Below are 24803 nucleotides of genomic sequence, written 5' to 3'. Positions count from 1 at the left end.
ATGCTCGGGTCCATGGACCCTTCCGGAACTCTTTCACCGCCACGCCGACGGTCGTGGCCCCGCACCGTGCTGATCGGCATCGCCGGCCTGGCCGCCGCCGTGATCACCGCCGCGTTCATCTACGGCCTCCTCGTCCTCGTGGTGATGGGCGCCCTCGTACTGATCATGAACGGCTTCGGGAGCAACAAATGATGCGCCGTCTGCGCCTGCTCGTGCTCGTCGCCCGCCCGGCGGTCGTCATGCTGCTCGGGCTGTTCGCCGCGACCGGGCTGGCCCAGGCCGGGCACGGCGAGGACCGTTTGCTCCTGGTCCGCGTGCTGGCCGTCGTCGCCGGCTTCCTCATCTTCTCGGTCGCGTGCAACGACCTCGCCGACGAGGCGATCGACCGGGTGAACCTGCCGGGCGACGTGCGCCGCCCGCTGGTGACCGGCGCGGCGAGCCGCCGCGACCTCGTGGTGACGGGTGTGGTCGGGGCCGCCGGCGCGCTCGCGGTGAGCGCGACGCTGCGCTGGCCGGCGGTCGTCGTCACCGTCGCCGGCCTGGCGCTGAGCGCCGGCTACTCACTGCGCCCGGTACGCCTCGCCGAGCGGGGCGCGGTGGCCTCGCTCATGCTGCCGGCGTGCTACGTCGCGGTCCCGTACCTGCTGGGCGTGTTCGCCGTACGGGAGGTCCCGCGCCCGGGGGACCTGCTGCTGCTCGCGGGCCTGTACGCGGGATTCGTCGGCCGGATCCTGCTGAAGGACTTCCGTGACGTCCGCGGCGACGCGATGTTCGGCAAGCGCACGTTCCTGGTCCGCCACGGCCGCGGGTGGACGTGCGTGTTCAGCGCCTGCTGCTGGACGGCCGGAACCGCGCTGATCCTGGCCGCGACGCGGCGGCCGGCCGGCGCGCTGCTCGCGGCCGAGGCCGTCTGCCTCGCGGTGGCCCTCGCCCTCATCCGCGCCCTGGCGGCCGGCCGGGGCGTGCGGAGGGACGAGCGGCTCATCTCGGCGATCGCCGTGATCGGCCGCAGCATGATCCTGCTGCTCCTCGGCCACCTGTCGATGGTCCACGCCCGCGTGCCGGCCGCGCCGTACGACGTGGTCATCGGCGCCCTGACCGCGATCGTGCTCGCCCAGGCGACGGTCATGGCACGGCGCGGCCCGGTCACGCGGTTCACCGCCGGCGCCGCCGCCGGCGCCAGTGCCATTCCGGACCGGCGCTCAGCCGGCCGGGGCGTGCGCGTCGTCCGGTAGCTCGATCCACTTGTGCGCCCAGGAGATCACCGCGTCCAGCACCGGTTCGAGGTCACGGCCCTTGTCCGTCAGGTGGTACTCGACCTGGACCGGTGAGGACGGGATCACGCGCCGCTCGATGAGGCCGTCGGCCTCCAGACTGCGCAGGCGCTCGGCCAGCATCGTGTCACTGAGGCCCGGCACCGCCGCCTTGATCTGGGCGTACCGGTGCCGGCCGGTGAACAGGACGCGGAGGATCGCTCCGCTCCAGCGAGCGCCGATCAGCTCGATCGCGGCGTGGTAACGCCGGCAGACCCGGTGAACGTCGGCCATGGCCCTCTCTCATCTCGTCTCGGCGGGCTCACGCAGCGGGCGTAGTGCCTCGGCCACCCGGACCAGTTCGTCGAACATCGCCTTGGCCGACGTGGTCATGATGTCGTTCGGCACGAGGTTGTCCTCCTCGTCGAAGAACTGCGTGACGAACGGGATGGCGACGGCCTCGAAGATCGGGGTCATCCGCAGCGTCGTCACCACCTGCTTGACCATCTGGGCGGCACGGACTCCCGCCGAGACGCCACCGTAGCTGACCAGGCCGACCGGCTTGTAGTGCCATTCGTGGTTCAGGTAGTCGAGGGCGTTCTTCAGCGGCGCGTTGATGCCGCTGTTGTACTCCGGCATGACGAAGACGAACGCGTCCGCCTCGTCGACCTTCGCGCTCCAGTCGAGCGTGTGCTGGTGCGTGTACCGGCGGAGCCGCGGGTGGTTGGGCTCGTTCATGAACGGGAGATTCACCTCGGCGAGGTCGACCAGTTCGACCTCGGCGAAGCCGCCGTGCGCCGCCGCCTCCTTCTCGACCCACTGACCGATCGGCAGGCCGACCCGCCCGGGACGGGTGCTCGCGACGATGATCTCCAGCTTGGCCACGATGAAGCACTCCTTCACAGATTTCCTGAGTTACTCAGAGAACCTTAGTGGATGCCCTTCACAGCCGTTTCACGAGGTCAGCAGCGACACCAGCCCCTCGACCGCGCGGACGTACGCGTCGTTGTCCAGCCCGGCGTCCCAGGCGGTCTGCAGGGCCAGCCCCTGGTAGATCGCGATGAACACCCGGGCGAGGCCGTCGGGCGGCAGCCCGGCGGGCAGCTCGCCGCGGTCCTGCGCGACGCGCACGAGGCGTGCGACGACCTCGCGCGGGGCGTCCACCCCCGCGCGGGCCACCGCCTCCACCTCCGGCGCGCGCAGCGCCTCGGCCCAGATCTGCACGCCCAGGCGCACCCGCTCTCGCTCGGCGGGAGCGGCCAGGGACCGCAGCAGGTCGAGACAGCCGGGTACGAGGTCACCGACGGCTCCGTCCGCGCGCAGGAGCCCGGCCTGGTCCTCGTGCCACTGGGCGGCGATCGCGGTGATCATGGCGTCCTTGTCCGCGAAGTAGCGGTAGACCAGGCCGGGACTCAGCCCGGACTCCACGGCGATGTCCTGGATCGTCGTCCGGTGGAATCCGGCGCGGGCGAAGCAACGCGCGGCGGCGCCGAGGATCTCCTGGCGGCGCGCCCGCCGGTGCTCCTCGCTGACCTTCGGCACTAGGCCACCTCCGCCTCGGCGACGTGGTAGAACGGCGCGGCCGGTTCGGCCCGGCCGAGCGGCGCGAGGTAGTCCGCCGCCGCCTCTCGGGCCGAACGGTCGATGACCAGGTTCAGCCCCTGCTCGGCGAGGTGGCCCGGCAGTTCGTCCGGCAGGAGACCGAAGGTGAACGGCTCGCCGGCGGCGCTGACCGAGGCGGCCCATTCGGCGATGCCGGTGAACGTGCCCGACCCGTCCAGCGCCCGGCGGTCCATGTACGTGAAGATGACGCGGCTGCCGGGCGCCGTCACCCCGGCGAGGGCGGTGAAGGTGGCGTCGACCGAGCGCGCGTCGAGGTAGTTCGTCACGCCCTCCCACACCACCGCCGTACGCTCCCGGCGCACGCCGGCGTCCCGCAGGAGCGACGCGAGGTCCGCCTCCTTCAGGTCGGCCGGCACGAAGCGGACGTGCGCGCGTTCGCCGGCCGGCACGGCCCGTTCGACCAGGCGGCGTTTGCGCTCCTGGGTCGCGGGATGGTCGACCTCGAAGACCGTCGCACGGCGCGCGGCCGGCAGCCGGTAGGCGCGGCTGTCATACCCCGCGCCGAGCAGCACCACCTGCCGGGCGCCGCCGGCGAGGGCGGCGCCGAGCAGGTCGTCGATCAGCCGGGTCCGCACCACGGCGGAGGCGCGCGGCCCACCCGGCCACAGCACCGGTCAGGGGGCGGGTGAGCCGGTGCAGTCGGTTCCGCCGGCCGCCGCGTGCGCACCGGAACCGAGGCAGTCGAGCCGGACGGCCGCCGCCATGGCCCGGTACCCGGCGTCACCCGGGTGAAGGTGGTCGCCGCTGTCGTAGGCGGGAAGCAGCCGCAGCGGGTTCGCCGGGTCGCGCATCACCCGGTCGAAGTCGATGACGCCGTCGGCGCGCCGCTGGCCGCGGATCCAGCGGTTCACGTCCTGGCGTTCGGCCTCCCCCACGGCGGTGTAGTAGAAGGAGCCCTGCACCGGCATCATCGTGCCGATGAGGATGCGCAGCCCGTGCCGGTGCGCCCGGTCGATGAGCCGCTCGTACCCCGCGATGATCTGGCCGGCCGTCACCGGCGTCGTCGGCTGGGCGTCCGGCTCGGACCCGAACCACGGGAAGTTGATGTCGTTGATGCCCTCCAGCAGGATCACGTCACGGACGCCGGTCTGACCCAGGACGTCGCGGTCGAACCGGTCGAGGGCCTTCGGCCCGCCCAGCCGCGAGTCGTTCAGCACCCGGTTGGCGCCGATCCCGGCGTTCAGCACCGCCTCCCGCCGGCCGGGCGGCAGCGCGAGCTCGCGGCGGGCCAGGAAGTTCGGGTACCGGTTGTTCGCGTCGACGGTGGACTGGTCCCCATCGGTGATCGAGTCCCCGAACGTGACGACGGCGCCTCGGGCGGCGGTGGCCGGGGTCACGTCGAGCCCGTCGACGAAGAAGAACGACGCGAGCCGGGTGGGGAACGCCGCGGCGTCCGGATCGCCGGTGTGGTCCCCGGCGCCGGAGACGTACGTCGTCTCCATGCTCTGCCGGTGCCAGGTGACCGGCCCGGTCACGCCGGGCAGGTAGAGGCTCACGGTGACGTCGCCGTCGGCGCCGACCGGCAGCGCCACCGGGTCGCTGACCGTCCGCGCGCCCGCCCGGATCGTCACCGACCGGCCGCCGCCGAACGTCAGCGTCCGGGCGGTGTCCGGCCGGATCGTGCCGGGCCCGCCGGGAAGCGCGACCGTGACGCGGCCGACCGTCAGCGGCGCGGTGCCGAAGGTGTTCGTCAGGCGGAGCCGCAGTAGCCCGCCGCCGACGCTCGTGTGCAGCACCTCGCGGATCGTCTGGCCCGTGAAGCCGTTCTCGGATGTCTCGTCGCTGGAATGGGGCATGGGGCTCGCCGTCCACGTGCCCACCCAGGCGGCGCCGCCCGCCGTCTCGGCCTGGGCGAAGGCCGTTGGCGGCGCGGCGGTCAGGGTGAGCAGCGCGGTGCAGGCGGCGACGGCGGCCTGCCGGATCCTCGTGGTCATGGGGACCTCGTCTCTGTGGTGCCGCCGGACGGCGCCGGCGGGAACGACACCATGGGTACGGCCGCGCGACGGCGGCTACGCCGCCGTCGCGGTGAAGGTCCAGTGGCCGGAGCCGACCTCGAAGACGCCGCGGCCGTCCTGGACGCCGATCCAGGTGGCGCCGGGCGTGGCCCGGGGCCGGCCGGTACCGCCGAGCAGCGGGACCTCGACGCGCGCGGGCGCGCCCGGCGGGACGGTCACGTCGAGCCGGAGTGTGCTCCCGGAGCGGTTCCACGAGCTGGCGACGGTGCCCCGCGGTGTCTCGTACGAGGCGGCCGCGTGGGTCAGGTCGCCGACGACGGCCGGGCGGACGCGCAGGTGCTCGAACGCGACCGAGCCGTCGGCCTGGCCGATGCCCGCGAGCCCGGACCCGAACCACTCGTCGATCGCGCCGAGCATGAAGTGGTTCTGGGAGTTGCCGGACGTGGGACCGTCCCAGTTCTCGGTGAGCGACGTCGCGCCGTGCGTCACCTGGTAGCCGTAGCTCGGGTTGCCGGTCTGCGTGGCGACCGTGTAGATCAGGTCGTCCCGGCCGGCCGCCGACAGCACGCGGAACACCGACGGGAGCGCGATCTCCCCCACGGTCAGGTGGTAGCCGTTCGCCTTGATGCTCGCGGTCAGGTGGTCGAGGACGGCCTGCCTTTGGTCGGCGGGCACGACGCCCATGTCGAGCGCGAGCGCGTCGCTCGCCTGGCTGCCGGACGCGTACGTGTCGCTCTTGAGGTACTTGTCGTTGAACGCCGCGCCGACGCGGGTGGCGAGCGCGGCGTAGCGCCGCGCGTCGTCGGCCTTGCCGAGCACCCGGGCGATGCCGCTCATGGCCGAGGCGATCCGGTAGTAGCCGAAGGAGGCCGTCACGCCGACGGGCGTGCTGTCGTCGAACGTGATCCAGTCACCGAGGCCGTAGTCGAGCAGGTCGCCGGTCGCCTTGGACGTCAGGTAGTCCAGGTACCGCTGCATGTTCGGGTAGTAGGCCCGCATCGTCGCGGTGTCGCCGTAGGTCTCGTACAGCTGCCACGGCGCGAGGACGAGCGAGCCGCCCCAGTTCGGGTCGTCGCGGAAGCCGCCGGAGAACACCGTGTACTCCGGTGCGATGTCCGGCACGAGGCCGTCGGCGGTCTGCGCCTCGGCCATGTTGCGGACGAGCTCGCGGTAGTAGGCGGCGACGTCGTAGTTGCGGGCGACCGAGCCGAAGACGAGGTTGTCCTCCTCCAGCCAGCCGAGCTTCTCCCGATGGGGACAGTCGGTCAGGACGGAGTACATGTTGCTCTGGATCGCCCGGTCGATGATCGTGTGGATGTCGTTGATGAGCGGGTTGGAGCTGGTGAACGTGCCGGCGGTGTCGTTGGCGGCGCGCAGCACGAGGCCGGTCACGGTGTCCTCGTCCGGCGCGGCGGGCAGCCCCTCGACCTGCAGGTAGCGGAAGCCGTGGTAGGCGAAGCGCGGATGCCAGGTCTCCATGCCTTTGCCGGACAGCGTGTAGGTGTCCCAGATGGGCGAGCCGGTGGTGGCCTGGCTGACCGTTCCGTCGGAGTTCAGCAGCTCGCCCGGCCGCATCGTGACCTTCGTACCGGCCGGGCCGCTGACGCGCAGCCGTTCCCAGCCCGCGAAGTTCGTGCCGAGGTCGACGACGTAGACGCCGGGCTTCGGTTCGCTGATCTTCTTCGCGTGCAGGGTCTGGGTGACCTCGATCGGCGGGTCGGCCCGGGCGGTGAGCGCCTTCGTCGGCGAGGCCACCTCGACGGGGGCCGTCCAGTCGCCGGGCGCGCGCCGCGCGTCGTAGTCCTCACCGCCGTACCAGTTGGTGAAGGTCGTCGCGCCGAGCCCGGTGCGCCACGAGGAGTCGGTGGCGATCGTCGTACGGCTGCCGTCGGTGTAGGTGATCTCCAGCTGGCCGAGGAACTCCGGCGCGCCGTCGGACCGGGTGAGTTTCTCGTACCGGCCGGGCGTGGACGGCACGTTCGCCATGCCGTTGCCCACGTCGGCGCTCACGCGGTTGGCGCCGTGGCGCAGCAGGCGGGTCACGTCGTAGGTGGAGTACACGACGCGATCGGCGTAGTCCGTGTTCGGCGGTTCGAGGACCGCGTCGCCGACCGGCCGGCCGTTGACCGACGCGTCGATCACGCCGAGCCCGGTGGCGTACAGCCGCGCGCTGCGGACCTTCCGGGTCACCGCGAAGTCCTTGGCGAAGACCGGCAGCGCGCCCGGCCGCCCGTGCATCGGCGGCGGCGCCTCCTGCCCCTTCACCGTGGCGGCCGTGGCGAACGCCGTGCCGTCGCCGGAGGCCTGGACGGTGAAGTTCTCCGGGAAGTTCGGCGTCCTGCCGTCGTCGGTCAGCGTGTCGGTCCGCGGGTAGAGCAGGATCCGGTCGAAGTGCCGCGCCGCGCCCAGGTCGATCGTGACGTCGATCGGGGTGGTCAGGTCCTGGTCCTGGTGTTCCAGGCTCGTGTAGCCGAACGGCGCCTTGTCCGTGGTCAGCGAACCGTCCGTGACGAACCGCGGCTCCCACTGGCCCGGGGCGGTGTAGACGTCCGTCGCCGTCACCGGCGCGCCCAGCGCCAGGTCCGTGCCGGGAGCCGAGGCGTCGGTGACCGCGATCTCGGCGAGTTGCAGCCGCGAGACCTTGTACGGCCAGCCCTCCTTGATCGGCAGTCCCAGCCGGGTGACGTCCAGCCGGACGTACCGCGCGGTCTGCGCGGGCAGGGAGACGGCGACCGGGGTGGGCTGCCGGCCCGTCCACTCGGGGTTGGCGAGCCACTTCGCCGTCCAGTCGCCGGGCTTCAGCAGGCCCGTCTCCCAGTGCGCCGCCGTACTCCACGCGGACGCGCGGCCGTGGCCGTCCCAGACGCGTACCTGCCAGAAGACGCGCGACCGCGAACCCGGCGCGGGGCCGCCGTACGCCGCGCCGACCGCGGTCGAGGCGACCCGGCCGGAGTCCCACAGGTCGGGGTGGGCCAGCCGGCTCTCGCTGCTCGCGGCCCGGATCTCATAACCGGTCTGCGCCGCGCCCCGCTCGTGGGAGGCGAGCCGCCAGCTCAGCGCCGGAGCGGGGTCGTCGATGCCGAGCGGTGAGCTCAGGCCGTCGGCCCGCAGGCCGGCGGCCGTGACGGAGCCGGGCGGCTCCGCGCCGGCCGGCGCGCTGACCGACGAGGTCAGCGCGACCGTACCGGTGAGGATTCCGGCCGCGGTCGTGGCCTTGCGGAGGAATCCGGACGTGCCGAAGACAGTCATCACTTCGTCTCCTGGTGCTCGAGTCCCCCGACTCCGTTGGACCGGCCCTGGCTAGGGCCGGACGTCGATCAGTTCCACGTCCATCAGGTCCGCGAGGGCGCGGAGGTCGGCGATCCGGTGGCCGGTGCCGAGTGCCCAGTGGTGGGAGATGCCGGTGGCGCTCCAGGCGTCGGTCCACTCCCCCGGGTCGGCGCCGAAGTCCACGCGTGAGGTGGTGTTGCCGATCCGCAGCAGCGGGCCGTCGACGACCTCGCCCTCCGAGACGACGAACGCGAACCGGCCGTCGCGTCCCTGCCGGAGGCCGAACGCGGTGACCGGGCCGTGCTTGACGTCGAACTCCACCGACACGCCGTAGCCCCGTTTGCCGTGGTAGACGCCGAGCCCGCGCAGCAGCGGCCGGCCGTCGCTGATGGCCAGGTGCGCGGGGCCGTCGTGGCCCATCTCGACGTGCCCGCGCTCGAAGTCCAGCGCCTGGAACTCGGTGAACGAGCCGCCCGCGCCGAGCCGGTCCATGATCAGCATGGCGAGCGAGGTGCGCAGCTCGTACTCCCCCGCCGCCGGGACGCCGCGCGCGGTGAGCAGCGAGGCGCCGAGGATCATGCCCGCGCCGAGCCGTTCGTGCACCTCGCCGTCCAGGCCCCGGTGGTAGTACGCGAGGCTGTCCAGCCCGAAGTCCTCCACGAGCCGGTCCAGGCCGACCGCGACGCGCGCCGCCCAGCCGAGGTCCTCCTCGTTCACCGACTCGTCCAGCGCGAAGACGTCCGTGGCCTCCTTCCTCTTGGCCTCGGCCTCGGCGTCGGTGACCTTCTCCACCCGCACCCGCAGGTCGTCGAACTCCAGGACCTCCACGTGGCCGCCGAACTGGGCCGGCACCAGCGTCAGGTCGGTCGCGACGTCGAGCATGCCCGGGTACAGGTGGCCCATGAGGCCGTGCCGTCCGTGCCGCAGCGCCCCGCGCACGCCGGCCGCCCGCACCCAGCGCGCGATCCGGTCCCAGGCCCGCTCGTCCTCCAGGTACCCCGAGACCGAGCGGAACGGGATGCCGGAGCGCAGGAACGCGTTGGCCATCTCGGGCAGCGGGCAGGCGCCGCAGTAGGCCAGCCACTGCCCGGTGTCGAACGTCTCGTGGTCCATCGACTCGGTCGGCTGCAGGTTGATCAGCAGGACCGGCGCACCGCTGCGCTGGGCGATCGGCACGAGCATGGTCGCGGTCATGTACGTCGTGAGGAACCCGACGATGAGGTCGCAGCCCGCCGTGCGCAGCTTCTCCGCCGCCGCGGCGCCCTCGCGCTCGTCGGAGATGAAGCCGGCGTCGACGACGTCGGCGCCCAGCAGGCCCATGCGCTCCGACACGCGTTCGGCGGACCGCCGCAGCTGCGGCAGCAGGTCGGGGAACTGCGGCCAGTACGTCCCGAGTCCTCCGGCGACCAGCCCGACGCGTACGCGTCGTTCGTTCGTGCTCATTCGTTCTCTCCCTATCTTCGGTGACAGAGGCCGGTGACGGCCGAGGCTCGTGGTTCCCGAGTCTGCGTCATGCTCATATCGCCCGGCTGAGGCCTTCGCTGCGAACCGTCCACCTGCCGTCCGACGGGAACCCGGGCGCGGCGGTCTCCGGCCCCCGGTCCCATCCCGCGGCCATCATGGCGGCCGCGTACAGCAGGCCCCCCGCTCCGGGGAAGTACGGTGACGGCACCCCGGCGAACCCGCTCGCGGGCAGGCCGGTGTCGGTGAAGCCGAACCGTTCGTGGAGCAGGAAGTCGACGGCTCCGCCGGGGTCGCCGAGCCGCGCGGCGTTCATCGCCAGCAGCGGGAAGTCCCAGCTGTACAGATTGTCCACATCCCAGGTGGCGTAGACCTTCTGGGCCGTCGCCCGCATGGTGGGCACGTCCACGCCGTCCCCGGGCAACATGCCGTACGCGGCCACGGGGTCGGGGTGGTTGGTGTTCCATTTGGTCCACATGTCCTGGATGCCTTCGTGGAACACGTAGACGCCGTCCTGCACGGGCAGGGGGGCAAGGCCGGCCAGGACGGCCGCGTACGTCGAGTCCGGAGCCAGGCCCAGGCGCCTGCGCCACCGCTGTGCGGTACGCAGGGCGAAGCGGCAGTAAGCCAGCTCGAAGGTCGGGTTGATCGTCGTCCGCGGGTCGGGGCGCTCATTCGCGATGACCAGCGGTGGGCCGAGCACGTACCGGTGAGTCGCGGAATCGTAGAACGCGTACGACGCCAGGAAGTCGGCGGAGGCGAAGACCACCTCGCGCCACTTCTCCAGGGTGCTCTTGTCGGGGTGGGCACGGTAGTCCAGTTCGGCGAGGAAGATGGGATGCGGCTGCTGCCAGAGCAGCAACGCGTTCTGCAGACCGGGCGAGTCGAGTCCGGCCGGGGTCGTCATCTTCGGCCAGCGTGCCCCGCGATAGCCCTGGTCTTGTGCCCGGTCCCGGGACGACGCGAGGAAGTGTTCGTACACGGCCGCGCTGCGGTCGAGCAACGGCCAGCGGTTCCACAGCGCGTAGTGCGCGGCGTGCCACCAGTACATCTCCATGTGGAACTTGCCGTACCAGCCGTTGTTGACCAGGCCGGACTCCTGTGGCGGCCAGGCGCCCGCCTCGTTGACCGCCATGGCGTACTGGCTCCGCACGATGCGGCGTTCGAGCTCCACCCACCGGGGGTCGGCGCTCTGTGACAGGTCGATGGCGCCGCCGGAACGCCAGAACCTCGGCCACCACGCCGCGGAGGCCGCCGACACCTCCGGTGCCGGCGGAGCCGGACGCGGCTCGTCGGGTGAGAAGCCGAATGACACCTCCAACCGCCGCGTCCGGCGGCCGTCGAGGACGTACCGGTGCGGATGCGCCGCGTCGGTGGTCAGCTCACCGGGCCCCTGCCACACCAGCGACGCGTGGTACGTGGTCGCGTCGAGGCGATGGGTGATGTCGGCCCGCTGGGCACCACGGCGTCGCAGCTGCGTCTGATGCGCGTCGGGCCGGTCCCACACGCCGACGAACGGCGCGGAGAACTTCGACCCGGCGGTGGCGTACGGGAAGTCGATGGAAACGGTCAGGCGGCCGGCGGCGACCAGGGGCGAGTCGACGCGTACCCCCACCACGTCGAGTTCGGGATGGCAGGCCGTCGTCACGGAGACCGGCACGCCGTCCAGGGCGAACGTACTGTGCAGGGTGCCGGACCACAGATCCAGCCGCTGGTGACGATCGGTCAGGTCGGCCTCCGTGGCCTCCCGGCCGTCGCCGCGAAGCAGCCGCATGCCGATGCGCGCGAGGTTGATCCGGTGCGGATTCTCCCGTAGCCACTGGTTCAGCTGCGGGTGTTGCTTGTCGTCCGTCCAGTAGTAGACCTGGCGGCCGTGGGTGTCCCAGGCCGTGCCGACGTAGTCCGCCGGGGTCTGGCCGGGCGGCAACGCGTCCTCGTGCCAGCCCCAGTCCGACATCGTGGCGAAGGGCAGGAACGTCTGCAGGCCGGTGATGTCGGCGCCGAAGGCGAACCGCCCGTTGCCGACCTGGACCGGCAGATCCGGGTCGCTCGCGGTGCGTTCGATGTCATGCCGTCCGACCAGTGCGCGGCGGTCGATGGCGCCCGCCGCCGCGTCGGCACGCGCGGCCGGCGTCCCGGCGAGCAGGCCCGCCATTCCCAGGCCGCCCATGCCCTGCAGAACGGATCGACGTCTGATCACGATGCCTCCACCGGAAAAACGACGGTGTTGATGTTGATGCCGTTGAAGAGATTCACCGCGACATAGTGCCGATCGACGTACCAGTACTGGTCGTCGTCGAGCGTGATCGGCCCACTCGTGAAAGAGCCATCCGGGCTCAGTGTCACCGGGATCGCCGTGGTGCTCCGGTCCACGAAGATCCGCACCGTGCCACCGCTGACGAAACCTGGATATGCCGCGAGGTCGACCTTGCCGCTGACCGTGAAGGTGTGCGCCGGGACCTTGGTGACCACGTTCGGATCGGCGGCGAGCCGGTCATTCTCATCGCCGGCCTGTGCCGTCGTCTGATCGAGCAGGTTCAACGGCGTCGTGTTGTACACCGTCTCCGCCCCGGTGGAGGGGTCGATGTACTTCACGTTCTCCACGACCAGGTTCTTGATGTTCTTGTTCGCGTTGAAGGCCGCCTGGAGCGTGCTGGTCGTGTAGAAGACCGAGTTCCGGTAGCGGACATTCTCCACCGGCGAACGCGAGGCCGCGCTGGAGAACTGGAACGTGGCCTTGCCGGGGGTCATCGTCGGCGTGGTGTTGACGTCGTCGATGAAGATGTTCCGGACGGTCGGATTGAAGACGTCGGCGTTGGGGAACGACACGGTTTCGGAATAGTTGCCGTCGAGCTGAACCATTGCCGAGCGTGCCGCCTTCAGCAGGTTGTGCCGGAGATAGATGTTCTCGACCGCCCCACCCCGGTACGAGTTCGTCTTGATCTTCAAGATCATCGCCAGCCCCGGTCCACCGAACTCGTTATGTTCGATGAACACGTTCCGGATGCCTCCGGACATCTCGCTGCCCATCGATACCGCGGCGGAGTAGGTGCCGATGTTGTCGTTGTCGTACACCGAGTCCCGGACGATGAGATTCTCGCTCGGCCCCCGGTGCAGCCTGCCGTTGACATTGCGGCCGGCCTTGATGGCGGCACCGTCGTCGCTGGTGGTGACGTGATTTCCCTCCAGGACGACGTTCTCGCAGGACTCGGGGTCGACCCCGTCGTCGTTGTTCCAGCCGGTCGCCTCGAAGTCCTTCGTCTTGTCGCTGTAGATGTCGAGGTTCCGGACCAGCACGTTCTGGGAGTTGAGCGGATGAACGATCCAGAACGGGGTGTTCCTGATCTTCACGTCCTCGATGAGGACGTTGCGGGAATGGTTGGTCTCGATGAACTGCGGCCGGAAGGTGGACTTCATGGCCACCGCGTCCGCCGGCGGCGGGACATGCTTGACCGTCTTCCCGTCGATCACCGGAATCGAGGCGGGCATATGCCCGTCGTCGGTGAACACGCGCTTCGTGATCGGCACATCCTGGAAGTTCATCTCGTTCAGAATGCCGTTCTCGCCGTACGGAGCGTCGAGGCTCTTGTTCTCCACCGACGGCTCGCCCCAGTAGCCCTTCTTCCAGGGCCGCCAGTTCCACATGTCCTCCTGGCCGTCCAGCGTCCCACCGCCGGTGATCGCGATGTTCGTCTGGCCGAGGGCGTAGATCAGCGGCGAGAAATTGTAGAGATCGGTGCCCTCATAGCTGGTCAGGACGACGGGGTAGTACTCGTTGGTCTTGTTCCGCATGAACTTGACCACGGCACCGGTGTCGACATGCAGATTGACGTTGCTCAGGAGGGTTATCGCCCCGGAGTAGTAGGCTCCGTTGGCGTTCCGTGAGCCCCCGGCCGGGACGACGACGATCCCACCGCCGGCCTTGTGACAATCTCTGATCGCGGCCTCGATCGCATCGGTGTAGTACCAGACTTCCTGCGAACTCGCGACCAGCGGAGATGTCTTTTCCGCCGGGTCGCCGGCCTGATTGCCGACATAGAACTTCTCGGTGACCCGTCGCACCAGCCCGGCGTATTTCGGGCTGGTGATGTCACAACGGTTGTCGTTGAATACCGGGGTGTTGGCGTTGACCGTCTGATCTATCTTGTCGTAGAGATCCTTGTTCCAGTACACACCGTCTTTCTGCTGGGCATGGGCGTCGCCGATCGCCAGCCGATAGGTGAACCGGCTCTGACCGTCCTCCGCGGCGACCTGGAGCCGGTCTCCGTCGACCACCGCGCCCGACCGCTTCTCCTCGCCGTCCTTGTCCGCCACGACGTAGTTCTGCCGCGAGTCGTCCTTGGCGCGGATCTGCGCCTTGACCTGCTGGACGGTCGTACCGTTCCGGACGGTGACGGTCGAGGTCCCGACGGTCTCGATCCGGCCGGACGCATTCGGTTTGGCGACGACGACGGTCCCGCTGGAGCGGTGCGCCGTGGCGTCTCCCCTCGACTCGCCGGGAGTCGCCCGGGCCGCGCCGGGTGTGCCGGTCACGACCAGCGCGGTCACGGCGAGCGCGACCGTCCATCGCCTGCCTCGGCCCCTCATCCGCATGACCTCCGGTGCCGTGTGTCTCGTTCGTGTGTCGTCACGGCCGCACCGTGAGCCCGCTCATCTGCACGTTGGCGTTGACGGCGTCCCAGCTCTTGGTGATGCTGAGCCGCAGGTAGCGGGCCTTGACCGGGGTGAAGGTCGTCGTTCCGCCCGCCTTGGGGGTGTCGGTGGCGCTCGCCACCGTGCGCCAGTTCCGGCCGTCCGAGGACACCTGGACGTCGTAGTCGCGCGGCCCGTAGTTGGAGCGTCCGCCGACGGTGACCGAGCCGACGTCGACGGCCGCGCCGAAGTCGAGCCCGTACCGCACCGGGCGGGCCACGGTGGGTCCCTGGCCGGCGGCCCTCCCCCACGACACCCAGAACGTGCTGTCCGACCCGTCCACCGCGAGGGCGGCCGGGTAGCGGTCCTGGCTCGCGTCCGCGACCACGCGCGGGAACGGCGTGCCGCCGGGGTTGAGCGCCAGGTCGTCGGAGTGCCGCAGCGCCACCGTCGTCGTCGAGGTCAGCCCGGTGTCACTGCGCGCCGTCACCGTCAGGGTGTCCGTGCCGGTCGCGACGCCGGAGTCACGCAGGTCGACGGGCACCGTCACCGAGCCGCCGGCCGGGACGGTCGTACGGTCCTGCTGCGGTGTCGCGGTGATCCCCGAGGCGGCGGACGCGCTGAGGGTCACGCCGACCGGCCGACCGGAGCCGTTGTGCACCAGCACGGTGGCGCGGTTGTACCCGCCCTTCGCCAGCGGCAGCGACGTCTCCAGCGCCGAGGCGGTCAGCAGCGGCCGGGTCCCGGCGTACGGCGTGAGGGTGACCGGCCCGAACAGCCCGTAGTCCATCGGCGTCCGCGACGACGCGCCCGTGCCCGGCGCGACCCGGACCGCGTTCAGCAGCGTGGAGGCGACTCGGACGGTGATCGTGTTGTCACCGGCGTGCAGGTACCGGCCGACCTCGACATGGCGCAGGTCGGCCTGGTCGAGCGGCGGCAGGTCGTGCCCGTTGACGTTCACGGTCACGGTGTCCACCGGGGTGCCGAGATCGAGGTTCGCGCCGCTGACGCCCGTCCACTCGTCGCCCAGGGTGACGTGTGCGGTGTAGGTGCCCCTCCCGGACACGTCCTTCAGGTCCGCGGAGTAGCCGTTGGCGGGTGTGATCGCCGACCAGGCCGGCAGTTTGCCGTCCGATCCGGCCTTGAGCGTGACCGGCCCGAGCTCCGTGTGCGCGGTGTCGCCAGGAAGGTCGGACTTGCCAGGCCCCCAGGCGTCCACCGAGAGCGACCAGTCGCCCAGCGCCGCCGGCTTCGGCGTGCCGGACGATGCGCTCGCCGTGTCCGGTCGCGCCGGCGCGCCGCGGAAGGTGGCGTCGTGCCGTGGCGTGACCGCGATGACCTCGGCGTCGTTACCGTTCAGCTGTATCGGGACGGTGACCGTGCCGTGCCCGGACGTGTAGTTCGTGATCGGGGTGATCTGCCCGGTCCAGGTGTCCAGCTTGTACGGTACGCCGTCACCGGTGAGGGTGAGCGTCTGCGCGGTCGCGGTGTTCGTCTGGTTGTACAGGTAGTAGTAGTCGGTCGGGCCGGCCTGCCTGCGGACGTCGAGGATCGCGCCCGAGTCGCTCCCCGGTGTGGCGGCGGGCGTGACGTTCAGCCGCTTCAGCGCGGCCGGCGCGTCCTGCTCGCTCGCCACCCGCACGACGCTGCGCTGCCCGGCCAGCTGGGCCATCACGGACTTGAGCTTCGTGTCCCGGGCCGCCGCGTCGCCGGCGCCGGGCACGGTGCTCGGCAGGTCGCCGGCGATGATGACGGGCAGTCCCCGCCGCGCCAGCTCAAGGAGCTTCTGCGCGACGTCGAGGGGCATGGTCGTCTGGTCGTTCAGCAGCACCGCGTGGTACGCCGAGCCGTCGCCGAACAGGGCGCCCTTGTCGTAGGAGGCGTCCTTGCGCCGGAGCTGGGCCGGGCTGAGGTACTCATAGGTGTATCCGGCCGACGCCAGCGCCGACGAGCTCTGGATCTGCTTGTTCGCACCGCTTCCGGTGGTCCCGGTGCCGTTCATGCCGAAGTCCTGCCAGTACACGGCCAGGTCGAACCGCGGATCGCCCTGCCGGAGCACGAGCTGCATGCGGGCCAGGTTGTCGTTGATCGACCGGTAGTCGGCCCAGTTCGGGCCGCCCTTGGCGCCCCACGCCTCGGAGTAGGAGGTGTTGCCGCCGTAGGTCATGCCGGGCCACACCTCCTGCGCGCCGGCGCCCTGTGGTCCCCTGGTCAGGTAGGGGAAGCCGTGCCAGACGACCTGGTTCACCCCGCCCGCGAACCCGCGGTACACCGCCTGCAGGTTCGAGGCGTCCGAACCCGCGCCGGCCGTCGACCCCCAGACCGCGCCGGAGAAGGCGCAGCACTCGTCGGATACCACGGGCTCTCCGGACAGGTGCGCTCCCGTGGCGACCACCCGGTAGTCCTGCACGTTGCTGTAGGCGCCGGTCGACTGCCCGAACGCGAGCGACTCGCCTTCGGGGACGTCGATGTGCGAGGCCGCGTCGGAGATGTCCACCGGGACGCCGTACGGCTGGATGCGGGTGCTCATGTGGTGCTTGTGGGCCCACTGACGCAGCACGTCGAGCCGGTTGGCGATGTACAGGTCGCTGAGGGTCTGCCGGTAGTCGGTGCGGACGCGTGCGCCGAGGCCGTCGGCGAAGTCGAAGAACGGCCGGTCGGTGATGCCCTGGTCGCCCGCGTCGGCCAGCGCCGGGAGAACGTCGATCGGGGAGTATCCGCGCAGCTTCTGCCACTGCGCGACCATGCCGGGCGTCCACTTCTGGGTGCTGCCGAGTTCGAGGGAGTCCTCGAACAGGTCGCTGCTGCCCATCTGCGTGAGCAGCTTCCGCACGTCCGGGGTGAGGATGTGCTCGTCGTAGAAGTCCGTGGTCGCCTCGGCGCCGGCCTTGCCGAACGTGTCCAGGGCGTAGTTGGTGCCGGTGGCGGTGTAGCCGGACAGGGACTGGCCGGTGGGCGCCTGGTAGAAGGCGATCAGCGCGTAGGTGCTGTTCGCGTCGCCGGGAAGGTCGATCGAGAGGTCGCCCTGCGCGTCCACCTTCGAGGTGACGTCGGTGACGCCGGCCCGGTCGAGCATCCGCGGGGCGCTGGAGGAGTCGGCGCAGCCCGCGTCGGAGCACTTGGCGAGGAGCGCCGCGATGAGGGTCTTCTTCGCCCCCGCGGGCGGCGCGACGTTGAGGTTCGCCGGCAGCGGCCCGGACCTGCTGGTGCCGCCGCGGTCGAACTCATGGGAGAAGACGATCTGCTGCTGCGCGGCGGGGTCGTTGACGTCGGTCACCGAGGGCACGGTCGCGGGCCAGCGGGGGCCGATCGTGAAGTCGAGGCTGAGCCCCTCCTTTTTGGCCGCCGCCAGCATCGTCCGCGTCTTGCTCGCCCACAGCGGGGTGCCCCAGCCGTACTTCTCCAGGAACGGGTTGGTGTTGTTGCCCGTGCCCTCGACGTTGAACGGCGCGACCTCGGCGCCGCCGCCTCCCGCCTTCTTGATCTGGTCGAGCTCGTCGGCCAGCTCACCGTCCTCGGTGTAGGCGAGCGGCTGCCACCAGCGGTACTTGGGCCGGACGGAGGCCGGAGGGTCGGCGAAGGTGGCGCGGGTCAGGACGGGGGCGGCCGTGGCGGACGCCGGCGAGCCCTGCGCCGCTCCCGCCGGGACCGGCGCGACGACGGCCGCGGACAGGGCCAGGACGACCGCCCCCGCGATCCGCCCGGGGGCGCGTCTCAGGCCGCCGTATCTGACATTTCGCCGGAGCCACCGGCGGTCCCCCTTGCCGACGCGAACGCGTCCGCTCATCAAGGTCATCTCGTTCCTTCCATCGTGTGGTGCCCGGGCGCCACGCCGTCGACATGGACGTAGGCGCCGTCGCTGGTCACGCCCTTCGCGGTGGCTCTTCCACCGGCCCAGACGACACGGCCGTCGAGGGTGACGCGGGAATGAATGGGGACGGCGAGCCGGCCGGTGGTCCGGCCCGGCACCGTCACCGCCAGCCGGAAGCCGTCCGCGCCGTCGCGCCAGGACGCGGCGATGTCGCCGCGCGGCGTCGGAACCGTGCCCTCCGCCCACGTCAGCCCGGCCGGGTGCGGCTGCACCGTGAAGCGGGCGAACCCGGCGTCGGTCGGCGTGACGCCCAGGACGCGGTTGGTCAGGGTGACGGTCGGCTGGCTCGCCCAGCCGTGCGCGAGGCTGGTGAACGACGCGAGACCGGGTGTGCCGTCGGCCGCGGTCTTCTCCCAGAACGTGTTCCCCGGGTCCTGGGCGAGCTGGTAGCCCCAGCCCCTGCGGATGAGTTCCAGCCCGCTCGCGTCGTCGACGCCGAACCGCGCGTCCGCCTCGGTGCCGGACGGCAGCGGCTCGTAGTGCGAGTCGACCGCGGCGCCCTGCGTGCCCGCCGGCACGGTCAGCGACCCGTACGGCCCCCAGTCGTGCGAGCGCAGCCAGGCCAGCGACCGCTGCGCGCGGCCGGGCGCGGCCAGCCCGGAGGAGACCGCGAACGCCGTCGCGTCCTGCGGATGCACGTCCGGGTGCTCGACGCTCTGCCGGTACGCGCCCGCCGTGTCGTCCCACAGCTTCGCCTCGACCGCCGTGCGCAGGCTCGCCGCCGTCGCCTCGTAGGAGGAGGCCAGGCCGGTCCGGCCCTTGGCCCGCGCCATCCGCGCGGTCTCCCGCAGCGCCCGGTACAGGCCGGCGTTCGTGTAGGTGAGGTGGTCGCAGCTGCTGTAGGCGTACGTGCCGCAGCCGCCGTCGCCACCGTACGCGCCGAAGGCGACGAGCCCGCTGTCGTCGATCTGGCGCACCGCCCAGTCGAGGGCGCCGGTGACCGCCGGCCACCAGTCGCCGAGCGCCTTCGGGTCCGCGGTGTACAGCCAGTGCAGGTACACGTCGTGCACGAACCACAGGTCGTAGTCGCCGCTGAAGTGGCCGGACTGGTCCGGGCACACCTGCCCGTTGCCGGGCACGAACCCGTCGGCGGTCCGCTGCCGCGCCAGCGCGTCGAGCGTGTTGCGCACGGCGGCCACGTCGCCGGTGGACAGGTACGCGACCGGCCCCTCCACCCCGAGGTCACCGGTGAACGGATCGCGGTCCCGCTTGCCGCCGTCCAGCACGATCGCGGTCTTCGGGTCGGCGTAGTGCAGCGTGTTGTCGGCGTGGTCCGCCTCCCCCGGCTGGTACGGCCAGCAGGGGGCGGCCGGGTCCACGGCGATGTTGCCCTTGACCCGCGTCGGCAGGTCGGTGTCGATCTGCACGGTGTACGCGCCCGCGTACCAGATCCGGTTGAGCTCCTCGTCGCTGGACAGGAAGTGGCCCCGGTACCCGCGAAGGTTCGCCTGGCCGGGCGCGGCCGTGAAGTCGGCCGCCACGGCGTCGACGTCCACCCAGCCGGGCTCGTCGAGGAAGATCGTCGCGTAGCGGAAGCCGCCGCGCAGTTGCCCGTCCTCCAGAGTCGCCGGCAGGTGCGCGGAGCCGAGCGGCAGGGTGTGGCTGTCGGCGTCCCACTGGTAGGGCTGCCCCGGGTAACCGCTCCAGATGTTGGCCGTGTCGCACCCGGGGGCGAACGCGGTCTGACCGCCGTTCTGGCCGGGCGCGGTCGCCATGTAGCGGCGCGACTCGGAGTAGCAGACGTGCAGGCCGGGCCGGTCCGCGGAGGCGCCGAGCACCCGGACCAGCGCCCTGCCCGCGACCTCGCCGCCGAAGTCGAGCGTGAGCAGCGGTGAGGTGCCGCGCTCGCCCGTGCTGGTGAGGCGCACCGCCTTGCCGTCCTGGCGCAGCGCGGCGGCGGGCGCGCCGTCGATCGCGCCTCCGCGCGGGTCGGCGGCCGTGACGGCCGTCGGCCGTACGGTGCGGCTCGCCGGCGCCTGCACCTCGTCGCGCCAGGAGCGCGCGTCGGCGCGGGCGACCTGCGTCGGCACCGAGACCGCGAGCAGGGCCGCCGCCGCGACCAGCCTCCTCATCGCGACTCCAGCGTGTGGTGTCCGGGCGCCACGCCGTCCACGTAGACGTAACCGCCCTCGCCGGTCACGCCCTTCGCGGTGGCCCTTCCGCCGGCCCAGACCACGTGCCCGTCGAGCGTGACGCGGCCGGCGGCGGGAATCCCGAGACGGCCCGTCGCGTGCGCGGTGACCTCCAGGCGGACGCCGTGTCCGGTGTTCCGCCAGGAGGCGGTGATGTTCCCCTTCGGCGTCGGGACCGTGCCCTCGGCCCATTTCAGGTCCCCGGTGTGCGGGACGACCGCGTAGGAGGCGAAGCCGGCGGCGGTCGGCTGGACGCCGAGCACGCGTGTGGTCAGGATCGTCGTCGGCGCGGACGCCCAGCCGTGCGCGAGGCTGGAGAACTGCTTCAGGTTCGGCGTGCCGTCCGGCTGGACGTGCTCCCAGAAGGTCGAGCCCGGGTCCTGGGCGAGCTGCCAGCCCCAGAACTTCTTGATCAGGTCGAGGCCGGACGTGTCACCGGTGCCGAGCCGGGCGTCCGCCTCGAACCCGCTGGGCAGCGGCGCGTAGAACGGGCTGAGCGAGGCGTTCGCCGTGCCGACCGTCAGCGAGCCGAGGCTCGACCAGTTGTGGGCGCGCAGGTACGCCAGCGAGCGCCCGGCCCGCGTGGCGTCGGCGACCCCGGTCAGCACGGCGGTCGCGTTCGCGTCCTGCGGGTAGGCGTCGGGGATCTCCCGCGACATCCGGTACGCGCCGGCGTTCTCGTCCCACAGCTGGTCGTTGACGGCCTTCCTCACCGCCGCCGCGCGGTCCGCGTAGGCGGCGCCGGACTCGCCGCGCGCCGTGGCGAGCTCGGCCATCTGCGTGAGGTTGCGCGCGTACAGGGCGTTGACGTAGGTCTCGTGGCCGCAGTCGGAGTAGCCGTAGTGGCCGCAGGAACCGACCGCGCCGAACGCGATCAGCCCCTGGGGGTCCTGCGCCCGTACCGACTCCAGCCAGCTCATCGTCCTCGTCAGGGCGGGCCACCACTTGTCGAGGTAGGCCCGGTCGCCGGTGTAGAGCCAGTGCTCGTACATGTTGTTCACGAACCACGTCACGTACTCGCCGTAGGTGCGCAGCTCGTCCTTGTTGTGCTGGCCGGCCTGGCTCTCGGCGGGCATGAAGCCGTCCGGGAGCTGCTGGGCCGCCAGCGAGGACAGGGAGTTGTCCACCGCGGCCACGTCGTGCGTGGTCAGGTAGGTGACCGGCGCCTGCACGGCGAGGTCGCCCTGCCAGACGATGCGGTCGCGCTTGCCGCCGTCGTAGATGACCTCCTGGTCCGGGTCGGCGTACGGCACGGCGGTGTCGGCGTGGTCCTGCTCGCCGGAGGTGTACGGCCAGCTCTTGGCGGTGTCCGCCAGGGCGGTGTTGATCTGCACGGTGTACGCGCCCGCGTACCAGATCTTGTTCAGCAGGTCGTCGCTGGACAGGAAGTGGCCCTGGTAGGCGTCCGGGCGCGGCTGCAGCGGAGCGGCGGTGAACTCGGCGGAGACGGCGTCGACGTCGACCTGGCCGGGGCCGTCGAGGAAGAGCGTCAGGTACCGGAAGCCGCCGCGGATCCGCCGGTCGGGCGTGTTCAGGGTCAGCTCGTGGCTGTCGGTGTCCTCGGTGTAGGCCACGCCGGGGAAGCCGTTCCAGATGTTGGCGGTGTCGCACCCGGGCGCGATCTTTCCTTCGCCGTCGTTGTCGTCCGGCGCCTCGGCCAGATACCGGCGCGACTCGCTGAAGCAGGCGTGCAGCCGGCCGGTGCCGGTGCCGCGCACCGTCACCCGGCCCGCGACCTCCTTGCCGAAGTCGAGGATCAGCAGCGGGGATCCGGCCCGGTCGGCGGCGCCGACGAGCCGTACCGACCGGCCGTCGGCCTTCAGGGCGTTCCGCGGGTCGCCCTCGACGCGGCCCTGGCGGGCCACGGTCTTCAGCACCGACACCGGCCGGACGGTGTGCCCGGCGGGCGCCAGCACGTACGCTCGCCAGTCGCCGCGGTGCGGCGTGTACGACGAGGCGTGCCAGGGGTCGTCGCCGGTCGCCGCCGCCGGGACGGCCGGGACGGCGAGACCCGCCGCGACCAGGGCGGCGACGGCGAGCGCTCGTGACTTTCGCATCGGGGGTTCTCCTTCAGCCTTGGGCGGTCACGGTCGACGTGCCGGTGAGACCGGGCACCTGGACATATCCGTCGCGGAGCACGACACCGGCGCGCAGCGCCCGGCCGTCGCGCCAGACCGCGGTACCGCCGACGCGCACCTCCTTGCCGACCGGGACGCCTGCGGTGGCCGTGGTGCCGTTCGGGGCCTCGACGCGGAGCGTGAACGTGCCGCCGCTCCGCTTCCACGCGGCCGTGATGGCGCCGTGCGGCGTGGGCACCCGGCCCTCGGCCCAGCGCACGCCGGCGCTCGGGTGCGGCAGCACGCTGAAGGCGGCGAACCCGCCGGAGGCAGGGGTCACGCCGAGCACCTGTTCGGTGAGGAACTCGGTGGGCCCGGCCGCCCAGCCGTGCGACAGGCTCGTGTACGCGCCGAGCTGCGGGTCGCCGGTCGTGGAGACGTTCTCCCACAGCGTGCCGGGGTCGCTCTTGCCCAGCATGTGCGCCCAGGTCCGGTCGAGCAGCGACATCGCGCCCGCGGTGTCGCCCTGGGCGGTGTGGGCGAGCAGCGCCTGGTAGCCGACGAACGGGCTCACGTAGCGCGGCACCGTGCCCGCCTTGTCGACGGTGACGTCGCCGTACGGGCCCGCGAGCCGGGTGTCGAAGAAGCGCAGGACGGACGTGGCCCGGGCGCCGGTCGCGACGCCGGAGACCACCGCCATCGCGTTGCCGTCCTGCGGGTGGGTGCCGTCGGCCGGGCCCACCTTGTACGCGCCGGCCGCGGCGTCCCACAGCGACGCGTTGACCGCCGAGGCGGTGCGGGCGGCGTGGTCGCGGTAGCTCTTCGCCAGGTCCGGCTCGCCCTCCGCCTCGGCCGCCCGCGCGGCCATGCCGAGCACGTAGACGTACAGCGAGCTGGTGTAGGTGCCCTTGCCCTCGTTGCCGTAGCCCCAGGTGCCGCCCGCGCCCGCCATGTCGACCAGCCCGTCGCCGCCGGTCTTCGACTCCAGCCACGCGACGTCCTTCTTCATCGCGTCGTACCACTGGTCCAGGAAGGCGCGGTCGCCGGTGTAGAGGTAGTGGGTCCAGTAGTTGTGCACCCACCATTCGGCGTACTCGCCCCAGCCGAGGTTGTAGCCGAACTTGTCGGTCAGGTAGAGACCGGGGATCTGCCCGCTCGCGGCCTGGCCCTTGGCCATGAACGCGACCGAGTCGGCGGCCGGACGGCTCTGGCCCGTGGTCAGGTACGACACCGGGTCGGAGATCGCGTTGTCGCCGCCCCAGATCATGCGGTCGCGCTTGGCGCCGTCGCTGATCACGCTCGGCCCGTCGCCGACGACCGCGTCGTTGCGCACCGGCCCGGCCTGTCCCGGGTAGGGCCGCCCGGTCTTCGGGTCGATGGTCGCGAGCTGCACGGTGTACGCGCCGGAGTACCAGAGCCGGTTCAGCGTGTCGTCGCTGGACAGGAAGGCGCCCTTGTAACGGTCCAATGCCGGGTTCGCCGGATCGGCGGTGAAGTTCAGGCGAAGGCCGGACAGTCGTACCTCACCGGGGTCGGCGAGGAAGAGCATGAGGTAGCGGAACCCGCCGCGGATCACCGGGTCGGTCAGCTCGCCGTTCCGCGCGGTGAGATAGTGCGTCTCGGTCGCGAGGCCGGTGGGGTCCTGGCTGTAGTCCGAGGCGGTGGTGAGGTACTCGGTGCTCTCGCTGAAGGCCAGCCCGATCCTGGGCGTCCCGCTCACTCCGGTGAGCCTCAGCCGGACCTGCCCGGCCACCTCCTCACCGAAGTCGTAGATGACGTACGGGCGTCCGTACGTGGCGGCGCGCAACGTCGTGGTGCCGCCGCGCAGCGCCCCGCCCGGGTCCTGGACCGTTCCGCCGTAGGGGGCGGCGGGCGCTCCGCCGTCACCCAGCGTCCAGACGGCGTGCACCCGGGCACCGGGTCCGGGGTCGGCGGCGTTGCGGAAGGTGACCCGTATCTCGCCCGACGAGCCGACCAGCCGGGCCGGCACCGTGACGTCGTAGTGGACCAGGCCGGCCAGGCCGCTCCACGTGCCGGCCTGGGCCGGGTCCGGCTCGCGCTCATGGACGACCTGGCCGCCCACCAGCACCTCGTAGTGCGCGGTCGCGCTGCCCGCCTCCTCGACGCGGAGCCGTACGTCGTGTCCGCGCGGCACGCGCAGGCGGTAGCCGAACGAGGCGCCCGCCGTGTCCGGGCCGGCCTGCCGGACCATGACCCCGTCGACCTTCGCGGTGCTGCTCGACGGGTCGGCCTGGAGGTCGTGCCCGTCCGTCTCGGACGCGGCCGAGTCGGCCGTCACGTAGTCACCGTTGGTCGCGTAGGCCTCGGCGACGCCGGCCGGGCGTACGGTGCGGGAGGAGGGCGCCATGACGTAGTGGTCCGCCCGCGACAGCGACGGCAGCCCGAGCGACGGGTCCGCCCCGGCCGGCGGCATGGCCGCGATGACGCCCGTCGTGCCCAGGGCGAGGGCGGTCAGCAGGTGCAGCGATCTCATCGAAGTCCTTCCTGGTCGAGGTGTGGCGAACCCGCACGGTGGGTTCGCCGCACCT

Annotated in this window: 15 protein-coding genes; 2 read left to right on the top strand and 13 right to left on the bottom strand. The window is 71.7% G+C overall.

The features are described 5' to 3' along the window. Positions 1-12: 12 nt before the first annotated feature. Together ACQEV1_RS20710 and ACQEV1_RS20705 are read left to right on the top strand one after the other, a co-directional pair. Complete coding sequence (locus ACQEV1_RS20710; RefSeq protein ID WP_285620054.1) at positions 13-192, top strand: hypothetical protein; 180 nt, start codon at positions 13-15, stop codon at positions 190-192. Beyond that, positions 189-1235 (top strand): UbiA family prenyltransferase, encoded by a 1047-nt coding sequence (locus tag ACQEV1_RS20705; RefSeq protein ID WP_433395301.1) that lies wholly within the window; start codon positions 189-191, stop codon positions 1233-1235. Before ACQEV1_RS20710 ends, ACQEV1_RS20705 begins: the two co-directional genes overlap by 4 nt. Here ACQEV1_RS20705 and ACQEV1_RS20700 read toward each other — a convergent pair. The 13 genes from ACQEV1_RS20700 to ACQEV1_RS20640 all read right to left on the bottom strand — a co-directional run bounded on the left by ACQEV1_RS20700 (position 1203) and on the right by ACQEV1_RS20640 (position 24748). After that, positions 1203-1547, bottom strand: a complete 345-nt coding sequence (locus tag ACQEV1_RS20700) for a winged helix-turn-helix transcriptional regulator (protein WP_285566236.1) — start codon at positions 1545-1547, stop codon at positions 1203-1205. The two genes, ACQEV1_RS20705 and ACQEV1_RS20700, sit on opposite strands and share 33 nt — an antisense overlap. Before the next feature lie 9 nt (positions 1548-1556). Further along, positions 1557-2138 (bottom strand): NADPH-dependent FMN reductase, encoded by a 582-nt coding sequence (locus tag ACQEV1_RS20695; RefSeq protein ID WP_433395298.1) that lies wholly within the window; start codon positions 2136-2138, stop codon positions 1557-1559. A 69-nt stretch (positions 2139-2207) separates the two neighbouring features. Then, the gene (locus ACQEV1_RS20690; protein WP_433395296.1) at positions 2208-2795 is read right to left on the bottom strand and encodes a TetR/AcrR family transcriptional regulator; all 588 of its coding nucleotides are present in this window, start codon (positions 2793-2795) and stop codon (positions 2208-2210) included. Further along, positions 2795-3451 carry a class I SAM-dependent methyltransferase gene (locus tag ACQEV1_RS20685; RefSeq protein ID WP_433395294.1) on the bottom strand — a complete coding sequence of 219 codons (657 nt, stop codon included), beginning with the start codon at positions 3449-3451 and terminating at the stop codon, positions 2795-2797. The genes ACQEV1_RS20690 and ACQEV1_RS20685 overlap by 1 nt, the downstream gene beginning before the upstream one ends. Positions 3452-3490: 39 nt before the next feature. Next, positions 3491-4810 carry an SGNH/GDSL hydrolase family protein gene (locus ACQEV1_RS20680; protein ID WP_433395292.1) on the bottom strand — a complete coding sequence of 440 codons (1320 nt, stop codon included), beginning with the start codon at positions 4808-4810 and terminating at the stop codon, positions 3491-3493. 75 nt (positions 4811-4885) lie between these two features. Then, positions 4886-8080, bottom strand: a complete 3195-nt coding sequence (locus ACQEV1_RS20675) for a family 78 glycoside hydrolase catalytic domain (RefSeq protein ID WP_433395290.1) — start codon at positions 8078-8080, stop codon at positions 4886-4888. Positions 8081-8131: 51 nt separating this feature from the next. Further along, complete coding sequence (locus tag ACQEV1_RS20670; protein ID WP_433395288.1) at positions 8132-9544, bottom strand: arabinose isomerase; 1413 nt, start codon at positions 9542-9544, stop codon at positions 8132-8134. Positions 9545-9617: 73 nt separating this feature from the next. Beyond that, positions 9618-11762, bottom strand: a complete 2145-nt coding sequence (locus ACQEV1_RS20665; RefSeq protein WP_433395286.1) for a hypothetical protein — start codon at positions 11760-11762, stop codon at positions 9618-9620. Then, positions 11759-14149, bottom strand: coding sequence for a glycoside hydrolase family 28 protein (locus ACQEV1_RS20660; RefSeq protein WP_433395284.1), 2391 nt, complete (start codon positions 14147-14149; stop codon positions 11759-11761). The genes ACQEV1_RS20665 and ACQEV1_RS20660 overlap by 4 nt, the downstream gene beginning before the upstream one ends. Positions 14150-14189: 40 nt before the next feature. Further along, positions 14190-17981, bottom strand: a complete 3792-nt coding sequence (locus ACQEV1_RS20655; protein ID WP_433395283.1) for a glycosyl hydrolase — start codon at positions 17979-17981, stop codon at positions 14190-14192. A gap of 5 nt (positions 17982-17986) precedes the next feature. Next, entirely contained in the window at positions 17987-20137 is a 2151-nt protein-coding gene (locus tag ACQEV1_RS20650; protein ID WP_433395281.1) for an alpha-L-rhamnosidase C-terminal domain-containing protein, read from the bottom strand. Then, a complete protein-coding gene (locus ACQEV1_RS20645; protein ID WP_433395279.1) occupies positions 20134-22254 on the bottom strand; it encodes an alpha-L-rhamnosidase C-terminal domain-containing protein in 2121 nt (706 codons plus the stop codon). Before ACQEV1_RS20645 ends, ACQEV1_RS20650 begins: the two co-directional genes overlap by 4 nt. A gap of 13 nt (positions 22255-22267) precedes the next feature. Further along, on the bottom strand, positions 22268-24748 hold the full coding sequence (locus ACQEV1_RS20640; RefSeq protein ID WP_433395277.1) for an alpha-L-rhamnosidase C-terminal domain-containing protein: 2481 nt from the start codon (positions 24746-24748) through the stop codon (positions 22268-22270). Positions 24749-24803: the final 55 nt, after the last annotated feature.

This window comes from Actinoallomurus sp. CA-142502, assembly GCF_050936355.1.
Lineage (GTDB): Bacteria > Actinomycetota > Actinomycetes > Streptosporangiales > Streptosporangiaceae > Actinoallomurus > Actinoallomurus iriomotensis.
The sequence above is the reverse complement of the archived record's forward strand: the minus strand, read 5'-3'. Positions and strand labels throughout refer to the sequence as shown.

What these genes read in the sequence shown, in the direction of transcription:
- ACQEV1_RS20710 (WP_285620054.1), top strand. Translation starts at nt 13, where the DNA reads ATGGACCCTTCCGGAACTCTTTCACCGCCACGCCGACGGTCGTGGCCC.
- ACQEV1_RS20705 (WP_433395301.1), top strand. Translation starts at nt 189, where the DNA reads ATGATGCGCCGTCTGCGCCTGCTCGTGCTCGTCGCCCGCCCGGCGGTC.
- ACQEV1_RS20700 (WP_285566236.1), bottom strand. Translation starts at nt 1,547, where the DNA reads ATGGCCGACGTTCACCGGGTCTGCCGGCGTTACCACGCCGCGATCGAG.
- ACQEV1_RS20680 (WP_433395292.1), bottom strand. Translation starts at nt 4,810, where the DNA reads ATGACCACGAGGATCCGGCAGGCCGCCGTCGCCGCCTGCACCGCGCTG.
- ACQEV1_RS20675 (WP_433395290.1), bottom strand. Translation starts at nt 8,080, where the DNA reads ATGACTGTCTTCGGCACGTCCGGATTCCTCCGCAAGGCCACGACCGCG.
- ACQEV1_RS20670 (WP_433395288.1), bottom strand. Translation starts at nt 9,544, where the DNA reads ATGAGCACGAACGAACGACGCGTACGCGTCGGGCTGGTCGCCGGAGGA.
- ACQEV1_RS20660 (WP_433395284.1), bottom strand. Translation starts at nt 14,149, where the DNA reads ATGAGGGGCCGAGGCAGGCGATGGACGGTCGCGCTCGCCGTGACCGCG.
- ACQEV1_RS20655 (WP_433395283.1), bottom strand. Translation starts at nt 17,981, where the DNA reads ATGAGCGGACGCGTTCGCGTCGGCAAGGGGGACCGCCGGTGGCTCCGG.
- ACQEV1_RS20650 (WP_433395281.1), bottom strand. Translation starts at nt 20,137, where the DNA reads ATGAGGAGGCTGGTCGCGGCGGCGGCCCTGCTCGCGGTCTCGGTGCCG.
- ACQEV1_RS20645 (WP_433395279.1), bottom strand. Translation starts at nt 22,254, where the DNA reads ATGCGAAAGTCACGAGCGCTCGCCGTCGCCGCCCTGGTCGCGGCGGGT.
- ACQEV1_RS20640 (WP_433395277.1), bottom strand. Translation starts at nt 24,748, where the DNA reads ATGAGATCGCTGCACCTGCTGACCGCCCTCGCCCTGGGCACGACGGGC.